The sequence below is a fragment of the Pseudomonas sp. PSB11 genome (genome assembly GCF_014596605.1).
GTDB classification, from domain to species: Bacteria; Pseudomonadota; Gammaproteobacteria; order Pseudomonadales; family Pseudomonadaceae; genus Aquipseudomonas; species Aquipseudomonas umsongensis.
On the sequence record NZ_NOIO01000001.1, the window covers coordinates 41,659 to 55,026 of the forward strand.

A 13,368-nucleotide genomic window follows, 5' to 3' on the forward strand; every position below is an offset into this window, starting at 1 on the left:
CGCGATCAAAGGTCAGATAAAAGGAACGGCTCGAAACGTCATCAGTCACTAATTAGGTCACTCGAAACAATCCCCGAGGAGTCATGCCTGATGAGCACCAAGAAGCCTGCCGCCCCCAAGAGCGCACTGGCCGGGACCGATACCCTGGACCGCAGCAACACCAATACCAAGCTCGATAGCCTGGAAAAATTCCGTTCCGACGCCACCGGTCAGGCCTTGCGTACCAATCAGGGCGTGAAGGTGGCGGACAATCAGAACACCTTGAAAGCCGGCGCCCGAGGGCCATCGTTACTGGAAGACTTCATCATGCGTGAAAAAATCACGCACTTTGACCATGAGCGCATCCCCGAGCGCATCGTGCATGCCCGCGGCACGGGTGCCCATGGTTTCTTCCAGTCTTACGAGAACCATTCAGTACTGACCAAGGCCGGTTTCCTGCAAGACCCGGCGCAGAAAACGCCGGTATTCGTGCGTTTTTCCACCGTGCAGGGGCCCCGTGGTTCAGGCGATACCGTGCGGGACGTACGGGGTTTCGCTGTGAAGTTTTTCACCGATGAAGGCAACTTCGACTTGGTGGGCAATAACATGCCGGTGTTTTTCATCCAGGACGCCATCAAATTTCCCGACTTTGTCCATGCAGTAAAACCCGAGCCTCACAACGAAATCCCTACTGGCGGCTCGGCCCACGATACGTTTTGGGACTTTGTCTCACTGCAACCTGAATCAGCCCATATGGTGATCTGGGCCATGTCCGACCGGGCCATCCCGAAAAGCCTGCGCAGCATGCAAGGCTTCGGCGTGCACACCTTCCGTTTGATCAATGCCGAGGGTAAATCGCGTTTCGTCAAATTCCACTGGCGCCCCGCCGCCGGGACCTGCTCGCTGGTGTGGGATGAAGCGCAGAAACTGGCGGGTAAAGACACTGATTATCACCGCCGCGATCTTTGGGAAGCCATCGAGATGGGTGACTACCCGGAATGGGAACTCGGCGTGCAGATCATTGAGGAGGAAAACGAACACGCCTTCGATTTCGACATCCTCGACCCCACCAAGCTGATTCCTGAAGAGCTCGTGCCCATTACGCCGCTGGGGAAAATGACGCTCAACCGCAACCCGGATAATTTCTTCGCCGAAACCGAGCAGGTTGCTTTCTGCCCAGGGCATATCGTGCCCGGAATCGACTTCTCCAATGATCCGTTGCTGCAAGGTCGGCTGTTTTCCTACACCGATACGCAGATTAGCCGACTTGGTGGACCAAATTTTCATGAAATCCCGATTAACCGTCCGGTAACACCACTCCACAACGGCCAGCGTGATGCATTACACCGCACCACCATCGACAAAGGGCGTGCGTCCTACGAACCCAACTCCATCGACGGCGGATGGCCGAAAGAAACCCCTCCCGCAGCCCAGGACGGCGGTTTCGAAAGTTATGCGGAGCGCATCGACGCCAACAAGATCCGTCAGCGCAGCGATTCGTTCAGTGATCACTTCTCCCAGGCACGGCTGTTTTTCCACAGCATGAGCAAGCATGAGCAAGAACACATCATCGCGGCGTACAGTTTTGAGCTGGGCAAGGTTGAGCGTGAATTCATCCGCGCCAGGCAAGTGAATGAAATCCTGGCCAACATCGATCTGGAGCTGGCCAAACGGGTGGCACAGAACCTCGGGCTTGCGGCGCCGAAAGCGGGGACCGTCGATGTACCGAAAACGTCCCCGGACCGCTCGCCGGCCCTGAGCCAGGCCAACCTGCTGCCAGGCGACATCAAAACCCGAAAGGTAGCGATCCTGGCGGCGGATGGCGTGGACGGGGCAGCAATCGATGCCATGAAGAAAGCGCTGGAAGCTGAAGGGGCGCATGCCAAATTGCTCGGCCCGACCTCAGCCCCGGTGAAAACCTCCGATGGCAAGTCGTTGCCGGTAGATGCGTCCATGGAAGGCTCGCCTTCAGTAACATTCGACGCTGTGTTCGTGCCTGGAGGCGCGGCATCGATCAAGGCACTGAGCACTGACGGTGTGGCGTTGCATTACGTACTGGAGGCTTACAAGCATTTGAAAGCGATTGCGCTGCACGGCGAGGCGAAGCAGTTGCTGGATGTGTTGAAACTGGAGGTTGATGCGGGGTTGGTCGTAGGGGCGGACAGCAAGTTGGCCAAGCCGTTCTTTGCTGCGATTGGACAGCATCGGGTTTGGGACAGGGAGCCGAAGGCTAAAGCGATTCCGGCCTAGAAAGCTTTTTCGTCGCATAGGATGCCATCGCGGGCTAGCCCGCGATGCTTTCAAGGGGCTTTGCGGGGACTCAATACCATCTGCGCCGGAACGCTGCGCAGAATCTGCCGATCCAGCTTCAGATCAAACTGCGGATCAAGCTTCTTCACCCGCTTGGTCAGCAAGTTGGCCACCCAAGGATAATCATCGGTACGCGGAACCTGAATGCTCACATCGCACTGAAAATTCACCACATCGGCGGCAATAGCATCCAATTGACGACGCATTTTCCCCATATCGGTGATTTTCAGTTTCACCGTAGTGCTTTCTGCCTCAGGGTCGATGACCTTGGCCTTGCGCTTGGCTTCGGCGGACTTGAGGTCTGCTTCGGCCTTTTCCAGTTCAGCCTTGCGTGCTTGTGCGATGGCGCCGTTGACGCCACCAGTCAGCGCAGGCGCTTTAGGCATCAGGACCCGCGCCCGGGCCAATGCAGTGGCAGCAGCATTTACATCGCCCTTTTGCAAAACGATCTGGCTGCGCAGCAGATAGGCTTCGGCCAGTTGGCGCTGGTATTGCTCTAGGGACTGATCGTTGGGGGACTCGGCCTGCAACGCTGCCAATTGATTCTCGGCTGTGGCCAGCTCGCTGCTGGCCAGGCTTCGTTCCAGCTGTGCAATGGCCGTGGCCCGCTCATCCGGGGCCTCGGTGGCTGCCGGTGGCGTGCTTTGGCAAGCGCCCAGCAGCAAAGAAAATGCGACAAGGAGCAGATAACGGGAGGCGAACGACTTCATTCCTGCGACTCTCTATTTGCGCAAAAAACGAGCAAGTCTACACCCCTCGACGGGGCAGAACAAAACTCAGCAGAAACAGCGCGGCGGCCGCCACTACAATCGACGGGCCCGCCGGGGTGTCCTTGAACCAGGACAACGCCAACCCGCCACACACGGCGAGCACGCCCAGCAGGCTGGCTCCCAGTGCCATCTGCTCCGGTGAACGGGCGTGACGTTGTGCCGCGGCGGCCGGAATGATCAACAACGATGTGATCAGCAACACACCGACGATTTTCATCGCCACGGCAATCACTACGGCGATCAACAGCATCAGCGCCAGGCGCAATCCCGCCACCGGCAGCCCTTCGACCCTCGCCAACTCTTCGTGCACCGTGATTGCCAGCAACGGCCGCCACAACGTCACCAGCAACGCCAGCACCGCGGCGCTACCCCCGAGGATCCATGCCAGATCGGTCGGGCTGATCGCCAGCAAGTCACCGAACAGATAGGCCATCAGGTCGATCCGCACTTCGTGCATGAAGCTTAGTACCACCAGGCCCAAAGAGAGGGTGCTGGGTGCAAGAATTCCCAAAAGCGTGTCGGAGGCCAGCGGCTGACGCTGTTGCAAGGTCACCAGCAACACCGCCAACAGCAAGCAGCCGACGGTGACGGCTACAGTCGGGCTGACATCCAGCAAGAAGCCCAGCGCCACGCCCAGCAATGCCGCGTGGGACAGGGTGTCGCCGAAATAGGCCATGCGCCGCCAGACCACGAAGGAGCCCAACGGGCCCGCCACAACTGCCAGAGCCAATCCTGCAAGCAGGGCGTAGAGCAGAAAATCAGCCATGCTTGCAGCTATCTCCGTGAATATGGGTATGACCCGATGTCGGCGCCTTGACCACCGAGCCGTGCAGATCGTGGGCGTGGTCGTGGTGGTGGTGATAAATCGCCAGGCTTTGTGCGTTTTTTCCGAAAAGCTCGACAAATGCCGGATCGCCGCTGACCTGCTCGGGGTGGCCCGAGCAGCAGACATGGCGATTCAGGCAAACGACCTGGTCGGTGGTGCTCATCACCAGGTGCAAATCGTGGGAAACCATCAACACACCGCAGCCGTGACGGTCTCTCAGGCGGGTGATCAGGCTATAGAGTTCAGCTTGGCCGGCCACGTCGACGCCTTGTACCGGTTCGTCGAGCACCAGCAGCTCAGGCTCACGCAACAAGGCCCGGGCCAACAGGACACGTTGCATTTCACCGCCGGAAACACTTTGCACGGGGCTGTCGATCACCTGCTCGGCGCCGACTTCCTTGAGCGCGGCCAACGCCATCGCGCGGTCCACACCCGGCACCAGGCGCAAGAAGCGCAGCACCGAGAGCGGCAGGGTCGGGTCGACATGCAGCTTTTGCGGCATGTAGCCGACCCGCAGTTTCGGCTTGCGCCAGACGCTGCCGCTGTCGGGCTTCAGCAGACCGAGCACGGCGCGCACCAGTGTGGTCTTGCCGGCGCCATTGGGGCCGATCAGGGTCACGATCTGCCCCGGCTCGACGCTCAGTTCGATGTTATCCAGCACCGGTTGCCCGGCAAACGTGACGGCAACCTGCTCGAGGCGGATCAGCGCGTTGCTCATCAAGCCCCCTGGCAGCCCGAACAGAGACCGATCACTTCAACGGTTTGGCCTTCGACGACAAACCCGACGTCCCTGGCACTGGCGATGATCGCGTCGCTGATGGACTTCTGTTCGAGTTCGATGGCGGCGTGGCATTCACGGCAGATCAGGAACTGACCCTGGTGGGCGTGCGTCGGGTGATTACAGCCGATGAAGGCATTGAGCGAGGAGATACGGTGGACCAGGCCGTTTTCCAGCAGGAAATCCAGCGCGCGGTAAACCGTTGGTGGTGCGGCCCGGCGCCCGTCCTGTTCACTGAGGACCGCAAGAATGTCATAGGCGCCCAGTGGCTTATGGCTTTGCCACACCAGTTCCAGCACCCGCCGACGCAACGCGGTCAGGCGCAAGCCCTGGCGCGCACACAGGGCATCGGCCTCAGACAGTGCGCTGTGAACGCAATGAGAGTGGTCGTGGGGACGGCTGGCTATCGGTGTTTTAGGCATGAGCGGCGACGAGTATTGTGAGAGACGTTATTATGTTACCCGTTCTCGCCTCTTCGAGTGGTCATCGTGTCCCGACTTTTTTCCATCTTTGTCGCATTTTTCACAAGTTTTCTGCTGATCGGCACGGCGCAAGCCGAGGTCAAGGTCCTCACCAGCATCAAGCCGCTACAGCTGATCGCCGCTGCCGTACAGGACGGTGTGGCGATCCCGGAAGTCTTGTTGCCACCCGGCGCTTCGCCGCATAACTATGCCTTGCGTCCATCCGACGTACGGAAGGTGCAATCGGTGGATCTGCTGTACTGGATCGGGCCGGACATGGAAGGTTTCATGCCGCGGGTGCTCAATGGTCGAACGCTGCCGAGCGTTGCCGTGCAGGACCTTCCTGGCCTGAAACTGCGACATTTCGCCGAGGACAACCACTCCCACGCTGAAGAAGCGGACGAACATGACCACGACCATCGCCCAGGCAGCCTGGATGCGCATTTGTGGCTATCGCCGGCCAACGCCCGGGTTATTGCAGCGAAGATGGCGGCGGACCTGAGTGCAGCCGACTCGGTCAACGCGGCACGCTACCAGAGCAACCTGAAGGCATTTGACGAGCGCCTCGATGCGCTGGATGCACGCCTGAAGAAACGCCTGGGGGGTATTGAAGGCAAACCTTACTTCGTGTTCCACGAAGCGTTCGACTACTTCGAAGACGCCTACGGCCTGAAGCACGCCGGTGTGTTCAGTGTCGCCGCTGAAGTACAACCTGGTGCCCAGCACGTTGCGGCAATGCGTGCGCGGCTGCAGGAAGTTGGAAAGACCTGTGTATTCAGCGAACCACCACTGCGCCCGCGCCTGGCGGAAACCCTGGTGGCCGGGCTCCCGGTGAAACTGGCGCAACTGGATGCGCTGGGCGGGTATACGCCGGCGACCGCCCAAGGGTATGAGCAGGTGCTGGAGAAGCTGGGTAACGATTTGGCGGGGTGCCTGGAGTCGTTGTAACAACCCAGCTCTCTGTAGGAGCGAGCATGCTCGCGAAGAAATCCCCAGCACCGCGGGGTGTCAGGCACCCCGCGTCATCGTTAACCACCATCGCGACGGTGCGACGATTCGACATGCTCGCTCCTACAGGGCGAAAGGCAGCGGCGTATTGACCGTCTGCCGCTGCGCCAACCGCAGCTCAAACTCCATCGGATCGTGAATCAACACGTCCTGCCCGGCAAACGACTCCGCCGCGATCAAGCGCGACAACCAGAAGCGCACGCACGCCACCCGCAACATGGTCGGCCACAGCTCGGCCTCGGCCGCGGTGAATGGACGCAACGCGGCATAAGCCCCCAGCAACGCCCGCGCCCGAGGGCCGTCGATCAAGCCGTCATCGCCCGAACACCAGTCATTCAAGGCGATCGCCACGTCGTAGAGCATTGGCCCCGAGCAGGCGTTGTAGAAATCGATCAGACCGGTCAGGTGCGTGCCTTCGAACATCGCGTTATCGCGGAACAGGTCGGCGTGGATATTGGCGCGCGGCAACGCCAGAATTCTCTCTTTCTGCTGTGTGATTTCTTCCAGCGCCCGCTCCAGCAAAGCTTTCTGCCCGGCGTTGAGGTGCGAGAGAAATTGCGTGCCCTCTTCCAGCATCCAGTCCAGGCCACGATCGGTCTTGCGCTTGATCATCTTGGCCTGGGTCGCCAGGTGCAGGTGGGCAAGCAACTCGCCTACTTGCGCGCAATGCTGTGCGTTGGCTTGCTTGATGTGCTTGCCGGCCAGGCGCGGTTGCAGCAGCGCAGGCTTGCCAGCCAGCTCGCGCAACGCGACGCCGTCGGTAGTGCGCAGCGCGTAAGGCACCGGCAAGTCGGCTTCGTGCAACACGTCGAGCAATTCGATGAAGAACGGCATCTCCTGGACCGGGCCGCGCTCGACCAGGGTCAGGACGAATTCGCCCTGCTCCAGGCTGATAAAGAAATTGGTGTTTTCGCTACCGGCGGCAATCCCCTGGAAATCAAGCAGGCGGCCTAGGCCATAAGGGGCGAGAAAAGCTTCCAGCTCGGGCCGAGCCAGGGGGGTAAACACAGACATGATTAAAACTGCCAGTAGGAGGCGCCGCCCTTGAGTCAACGCCGATTGAAATTAAGAAACTACTTCCACTCAAAGATCTTCCACGACGGTATCAGCATATCCGGCTGATCCGAGCGGATGAAATTACCGTCTGAACCATCGGCGCGCACCAGAAAATAGGGCTTACCCACTGACGGCGTAACTTTGATGGCGTAAAGAAAACCATTCTGTCGGTACTCCTGAATCGTTTTGTCGCCTTCCGTGCGAATGGTTACTTCCGGATCTGGCGATGGCGCATCGTCCGCCGCCATCACGGCCAGCGGTGTAATTGCAAACAAGCCAGCCAGCAACAGGCGATTTAGTGTGCGCATGATAACCTTGTCCCTTTGTCGTCAACGGTCCCGCTATTCTAGCGCCGGACCCGCCGAAAAGGTTGATCCTGCTCATGAGCCAAGCCCCCCTCGTCCTGGTGGACGGTTCTTCTTACCTGTACCGCGCCTTTCATGCGTTGCCACCGCTGACCACGTCCAAAGGCCTGCCCACCGGCGCGGTCAAGGGCGTGCTGAACATGCTCAAGAGTCTGCGCAAGCAGTACCCGGACAGTCCCTTCGCCGTGGTATTCGATGCCAAGGGCGGGACATTTCGCGATGACATGTACGCCGAATACAAGGCCAATCGGCCGAGCATGCCCGACGATATGCGCGTGCAGATCGAGCCCCTGCATCAAAGCGTGATCGCCCTGGGCTTCCCGCTGCTGTGCGTAGAAGGCGTCGAGGCCGATGATGTAATCGGCACGCTGGCCCGCAGCAGCGCGGCGGCCGATCGCCCGGTGATCATCTCCACCGGGGACAAGGACATGGCGCAGCTGGTCGACGGCCACATTACCTTGGTCAATACCATGACCGGTAGCAGCATGGACGTAGAGGGCGTGAAGGAGAAATTCGGCGTCGCTCCCGAGCAGATCATCGATTATCTGGCACTCATGGGCGATTCGTCCGACAACATCCCTGGCGTTCCGGGCATCGGTCCAAAGACCGCTTCCGGCCTTCTGGTGGGCGTGAATGGCGGCTTGACCGAGCTCTACGCGCAGCTCGACATCGTTCCAACCCTGCCGATCCGCGGCGCCAAGACCCTGCCGGCCAAGCTCGAAGAGCACAGGGAGATGGCGTTCCTCTCCTACCAATTGGCGACCATCAAGGTAGATGTGCCGCTGGACATTGGCCTCGATGACTTGCAAATGGGCCCGGAAGATCCGGCCAAGCTCTACGAGCTCTACACCCTGCTGGAATTCAAAAGCTGGCTGAACGATCTTGATCGGGACGCCAAGCGTCTTGAATTGAGCGGTGCTGCCTCCGAGCCTGCTCCAATCGTCGATCTGTTCAGCGCCGCCGAAGCGGGCCCTGAAGCTGAAGTACCCGCGACAACGTCAGAAACCCGCTATGAAACCGTCCTCGATCAAGCGCGATTCGACGTTTGGCTGGATAAACTGAACAACGCCACGCTGTTCGCCTTCGACACCGAAACCACCGGCATCGACGCACAGCAGGCACAACTGGTGGGCCTGTCTTTTGCGGTGCAAGCCAACGAAGCGGCCTACATCCCGTTGACCCACTCGTACATCGGCGTACCTGAGCAACTGGATCGCGACACGGTCCTGCGCGCCCTCAAGCCGATCCTGGAAGATCCAAACAAACTCAAGGTCGGCCAGCACGCCAAGTTCGACATGAACATTCTCGCCAACTGCGCCATCGGTGGCGATCAGGCAAACGGCATCACCGTGCGCGGGGTCGCTTTCGACACCATGCTCGAATCCTATGTGCTCAATTCCACAGCCACCCGCCATGACATGGACAGCCTGGCGCTGAAATACCTGGATCACACCACCGTGAGTTTCCAGGACATTGCCGGCAAAGGCGTAAAGCAACTGACGTTCGATCAAATTGCGCTGGAGCAGGCCGGGCCTTACGCCGCCGAGGACGCGGACATCACCCTGCGCCTGCACCAGGCCTTGTTCGACAAGCTGACCGCCATCCCGACCCTGGCCAGCGTGCTTACGAGCATCGAAATGCCCTTGGTGCCTGTTCTCGCACGTATCGAACGCCAAGGTGCATTCGTAGATGCCGCCCTGCTGGGCGTGCAGAGCATCGAACTGGGCGACAAGATGGTGGCGCTGGAGCGTGAAGCCTTCGAGATTGCCGGAGAGGAATTCAACCTGGGCTCACCCAAGCAGCTCGGCGTCATCCTTTACGAGAAGCTCGGGCTGCCGGTACTGAAAAAGACCGCCAAGGGCCAACCGTCCACCGCCGAAGAAGTGCTGGCCAAGCTGGCCGAGGACGACTATCGGCTGCCCAAGGTGCTGATGGAATACCGTTCCATGAGCAAGCTCAAAAGCACCTACACCGACCGTCTGCCGGAACAGATCAATCCGCGCACCGGGCGCATCCACACCTCCTATCACCAGGCCGTGGCGTCCACCGGGCGTCTCTCATCCAGCGACCCGAATCTGCAGAACATCCCGGTGCGCACAGCGGAAGGGCGGCGTATCCGCCAGGCCTTTGTTGCCCCGACCGGCTACAAGCTGCTGGCGGCCGACTACTCGCAGATTGAACTGCGGATCATGGCGCACCTGTCTCGCGATGAAGGCCTGATGAATGCCTTCCGCAATAACCTGGACGTGCACACTGCAACCGCTGCCGAGGTGTTCAAGGTCGAACTGGACCAGGTCACCTCCGATCAGCGTCGCAGCGCCAAGGCGATCAACTTCGGCCTGATCTATGGCATGGGTGCGCAGAAACTCGGCAAGGACATCGGCGTCGATACCAAGACCGCCAAGGCGTATATCGACACCTACTTCGCCCGTTACCCCGGTGTGCGCGAATACATGGATCGCACCCGCGCGCAGGCCGCGGATCAAGGCTACGTGGAAACGTTCTTCGGGCGACGGCTGTACCTGCCGGAGATCAATTCCAACAAGCCGCAAGAGCGTGCCGCAGCCGAACGCACGGCCATCAACGCGCCGATGCAAGGCACGGCAGCCGACATCATCAAGAAAGCCATGGTGGCCGTGGATGAATGGCTGACCTCTTCCGGCCTGGACGCCAAGGTCATCCTGCAGGTCCACGATGAATTGGTACTTGAAGTGCGCGAGGACCTTGTCGATCACGTCAGCAACGAGATTCGCCTGCACATGGGCGGCGCGGCGAAACTGGATGTGCCACTGCTGGTGGAAGTCGGGGTCGGCAATAACTGGGATGAGGCGCACTGAGCATGAACGCTGCTGCGGCATGATGCCGCGGCAGGCCCCAATCTGCGCTGCTTAGTCCAAAAAGTGATTGGGTTTATTCCAAAGCTTCTGAAAATAAACTGAACTAATCTCGCCAAGACCACTCAGATTTACTGAATGGCTGGTGAAGCCCTTCGATGCTCCTATGTTGTGTTAAGTGTTGGCAGATATCTGGACCCCGCCCTAGCGGTCTAGAACTTGAACCCCGGAACTTCCCCCTCCCCATAGAAGTCCGGGGTTTTTTTTGCCTGAAAACTGCCTGATGCGGTCATGCCACGCTGGCCTGACCGCTCCTGAGACAGTTTTTTCACGCTTATCCAGTTACTTCGTCAGCGCCTTTGTCCGGCAGTTCCATCCAGTTTGCCAATACAGTGTAGGCGTCTTCCAGGCCCATGCGCTTGGGTGCCGAAAACAACTGGATCGTCACGCTGTCGCCCCAACCCTTGCGGATTTGCGCCTGCACCTTGAGCAGGGTGTTCTTGGCCGCGCCGTAGGTCAGCTTGTCCGCCTTAGTCAGCAAAATGTGCATCGGCATGCCGGCTGCAACGGCCCAATCGAGCATCAACAGGTCGAAGTCGGTCATCGGGTGGCGGATGTCCATCATCAGGATCAGACCTTTCAAGCTCTCGCGACCGCCCAGGTAAGCTTCCAGGTGACGTTGCCAGTGTTGCTTGAGCGGGATCGGTACTTTTGCATAACCGTAGCCCGGCAGGTCGACCAGACGGCGTTCATCGTCTAGCTTGAAGAAGTTCAACAGTTGCGTGCGCCCCGGTGTTTTCGAGGTGCGCGCCAGGCTGGCATGCGTCAGGGTGTTCAGAGCACTGGACTTGCCAGCGTTGGAACGCCCGGCGAAGGCGACTTCAAAGCCCTCGTCATCTGGACATTGGTCGACTTTGGCGGCGCTGAGCATGAAGGTGGACTGTTGGCACAGACCGAGGATGGGATTCTTGAGTTGCATGGGATTTCCGATGTGGGCGGCGCCAGGAATGGGCGCGGCAAGCAGTGTCGCTTCCGTTTCAGTGACGCCAGTATATAATGCCGCAGATTTTGTGTGCGCTTTGTCCCGACGCAGGATGAAGTTCACGAGAGCGACAGACCTTGATTGCGCACTAGAACGCAGATCGCTCTCAACCCTGAAAAGGTCGTTTTATGACGAAATGGCTGCTAGTTGCCGGAGTCTTGATGCCGCTTTACAGCGCTCAGGCTACACAGGATCCGGAAACTGTGTACAACCGTGTTTGTGGTGCCTGTCATTCCGGCCAACTACCCACGGCGCCCCGCAAGGGCGTTCAGGAAGCTTGGACGCCGAGGTTGGCGAAAGGTATGGAGACGCTGGTGCAACACGTGACCCAGGGTTTCAAGGCGATGCCGCCGCGTGGTTTGTGCATGGACTGCAGTGCCGAGGATTACCAAGCCATCATCCGCTGGATGAGCGAGTAAACCCGGTCCATAACTTAACCCTTAGCCGTAGTTGGATTAGCTGATGAACAAATTGATCGTGAGTCTGCTGTTGACCGTGGGGATCTCCGGCATTGCCCATGCTGCAGGTGAGCCAGTCAAACCTGGTGACGCCGCCGCAGGCCAGGCAAAAGCCGCCGTATGTGGCGCCTGTCATGGCCCGGATGGCAACAGCATGGCACCTAACTTTCCAAAATTGGCAGGCCAGGGTGAACGCTACCTGACCAAGCAGTTGCACGACATCAAGTCGGGCAAGCGCACCGTCCTGGAAATGACCGGCCTGCTGACCAACCTGAGTGACCAGGATCTGGCGGACATCGCCGCCTACTTCGCCAGCCAGAAGGGCAGCGTCGGTGCCGCCGACCCGAAAGTCGTGGCTCGCGGTGAAGCACTGTTCCGTGGCGGCGACCTGGCCAAGGGCCTGCCATCGTGCACCGGCTGCCACTCGCCAAACGGCGCGGGCAACGCGGCCGCCGGCTTCCCACACCTGGGTGGCCAGCACGCTCAATATATCGCCAAGCAACTGACTGACTTCCGCAAGGAAGAAGGCGGTCGCAATAACGACGGCGATACCAAACCGATGCAGAGCATTGCCAAAAAGCTGAGCGACGAAGACATCGCCGCAGTGTCCAGCTATATCCAGGGCCTGCACTAAGAGCGATGGATCGGGCGTTGCGCAAGGCATGGAACCCTCGCAGCGTTAACGCTCGATTAATCCGTCACAGCAAGTATAAAAAGGGTGGCTTTGGCCGCCCTTTTTTGTGGCCGCTGCCGTTACACTACAGAACTAAGGCCCGCCATGACCTGTCTGAAATCAGGTCTCGCGAGGCGAAAAAATTGTCCAGGAGTAAAGCATGCGTAATCTGATCATCAGCGCCGTTTTTGCCGCTGCCAGCCTGTTCGGCATGACTGCCCAAGCCGCTGAAGCCCCCGCTGCACCTTATGTCGAGCTGAGCAATCCGGTTCCGGTCGCCGTGCCCGGCAAGATCGAAGTGGTGGAGCTGTTCTGGTACGGTTGCCCGCACTGCTACGCCTTTGAACCCGTGATCAACCCATGGGTTGAAAAACTGCCTTCGGACGTGAATTTCGTACGTATTCCGGCCATGTTCGGCGGCCCATGGGATGCACACGGCCAGATGTTCCTGACCCTCGAAGCCATGGGCGTCGAGCACAAGGTCCATGCTGCAGTGTTCGAAGCCATCCAGAAAGAACACAAGAAGCTGACCGACAAGAACGACATGGCGGACTTCCTGGCCACCCAGGGCGTCGACAAGGACAAGTTCCTCGCCACGTTTGACTCCTTCGCCATCAAGGGCCAGATCAACAAGGCGCGTGAGCTGGCGAAAAAATATGAAATCACCGGGGTTCCGACCATGATCGTCAACGGCAAATATCGTTTTGACGTAGGTTCGGCTGGCGGCGCTGAACAAGCCCTGCAACTGGCCGATAAACTGGTCGATCAAGAGCGAGCGGCTAACAAGGCTGCCGCCAACTAAGCGAGG

The 13,368-nt window shown here is 59.3% G+C and carries 13 protein-coding genes; 6 read left to right on the forward strand and 7 right to left on the reverse strand.

Features of this window, described 5'->3' with window-relative positions; translation table 11 throughout:
- Positions 1-69: 69 nt before the first annotated feature.
- Positions 70-2,229, forward strand: a complete 2,160-nt coding sequence (katE, locus tag CGA21_RS00235; protein WP_317451680.1) for a catalase HPII — start codon at positions 70-72, stop codon at positions 2,227-2,229.
- A 50-nt stretch (positions 2,230-2,279) separates the two neighbouring features.
- On the opposite strand, the gene CGA21_RS00240 is transcribed toward katE, so the two are convergent.
- Genes CGA21_RS00240 through zur form a run of 4 tightly spaced genes read right to left on the reverse strand, consistent with a single transcriptional unit; the run spans position 2,280 to position 5,085 of the window.
- Positions 2,280-2,999 (reverse strand): PA5502 family lipoprotein, encoded by a 720-nt coding sequence (locus tag CGA21_RS00240; protein WP_188263298.1) that lies wholly within the window; start codon positions 2,997-2,999, stop codon positions 2,280-2,282.
- Between the two features lie 37 nt (positions 3,000-3,036).
- Positions 3,037-3,825: a zinc ABC transporter permease subunit ZnuB gene (znuB, locus tag CGA21_RS00245; RefSeq protein WP_020798047.1), complete on the reverse strand. Its 789-nt coding sequence runs from the start codon at positions 3,823-3,825 to the stop codon at positions 3,037-3,039.
- Positions 3,818-4,603: a zinc ABC transporter ATP-binding protein ZnuC gene (znuC, locus tag CGA21_RS00250; RefSeq protein WP_188263299.1), complete on the reverse strand. Its 786-nt coding sequence runs from the start codon at positions 4,601-4,603 to the stop codon at positions 3,818-3,820. The genes znuB and znuC overlap by 8 nt, the downstream gene beginning before the upstream one ends.
- Positions 4,603-5,085: a zinc uptake transcriptional repressor Zur gene (zur, locus tag CGA21_RS00255; protein ID WP_033038868.1), complete on the reverse strand. Its 483-nt coding sequence runs from the start codon at positions 5,083-5,085 to the stop codon at positions 4,603-4,605. The genes znuC and zur overlap by 1 nt, the downstream gene beginning before the upstream one ends.
- A gap of 66 nt (positions 5,086-5,151) precedes the next feature.
- On the opposite strand from zur, the gene CGA21_RS00260 reads away from it, so the two are divergent.
- The gene (locus tag CGA21_RS00260; protein WP_110748589.1) at positions 5,152-6,072 is read left to right on the forward strand and encodes a zinc ABC transporter substrate-binding protein; all 921 of its coding nucleotides are present in this window, start codon (positions 5,152-5,154) and stop codon (positions 6,070-6,072) included.
- A gap of 123 nt (positions 6,073-6,195) precedes the next feature.
- On the opposite strand, the gene CGA21_RS00265 is transcribed toward CGA21_RS00260, so the two are convergent.
- On the reverse strand, positions 6,196-7,146 hold the full coding sequence (locus tag CGA21_RS00265) for a homoserine kinase (RefSeq protein ID WP_188263300.1): 951 nt from the start codon (positions 7,144-7,146) through the stop codon (positions 6,196-6,198).
- Between the two features lie 59 nt (positions 7,147-7,205).
- Positions 7,206-7,496 (reverse strand): DUF2782 domain-containing protein, encoded by a 291-nt coding sequence (locus CGA21_RS00270; protein WP_110748477.1) that lies wholly within the window; start codon positions 7,494-7,496, stop codon positions 7,206-7,208.
- A gap of 74 nt (positions 7,497-7,570) precedes the next feature.
- Here CGA21_RS00270 and polA point away from each other — a divergent pair, with 74 nt between their 5' ends.
- Positions 7,571-10,390, forward strand: a complete 2,820-nt coding sequence (gene polA, locus CGA21_RS00275) for a DNA polymerase I (protein WP_188263301.1) — start codon at positions 7,571-7,573, stop codon at positions 10,388-10,390.
- A 331-nt stretch (positions 10,391-10,721) separates the two neighbouring features.
- Here the strand turns inward: polA and yihA are convergent, their stop codons facing one another.
- On the reverse strand, positions 10,722-11,366 hold the full coding sequence (gene yihA, locus CGA21_RS00280; RefSeq protein ID WP_110748473.1) for a ribosome biogenesis GTP-binding protein YihA/YsxC: 645 nt from the start codon (positions 11,364-11,366) through the stop codon (positions 10,722-10,724).
- Between the two features lie 191 nt (positions 11,367-11,557).
- Between yihA and CGA21_RS00285 the strand changes: the two genes are divergently transcribed.
- From CGA21_RS00285 to CGA21_RS00295, 3 genes are all read left to right on the forward strand, one after another.
- On the forward strand, positions 11,558-11,848 hold the full coding sequence (locus CGA21_RS00285; protein ID WP_110748470.1) for a c-type cytochrome: 291 nt from the start codon (positions 11,558-11,560) through the stop codon (positions 11,846-11,848).
- 43 nt (positions 11,849-11,891) lie between these two features.
- A complete protein-coding gene (locus CGA21_RS00290; RefSeq protein WP_110748467.1) occupies positions 11,892-12,521 on the forward strand; it encodes a c-type cytochrome in 630 nt (209 codons plus the stop codon).
- Positions 12,522-12,720: 199 nt separating this feature from the next.
- Positions 12,721-13,362 carry a thiol:disulfide interchange protein DsbA/DsbL gene (locus CGA21_RS00295; protein WP_020798035.1) on the forward strand — a complete coding sequence of 214 codons (642 nt, stop codon included), beginning with the start codon at positions 12,721-12,723 and terminating at the stop codon, positions 13,360-13,362.
- Positions 13,363-13,368: the final 6 nt, after the last annotated feature.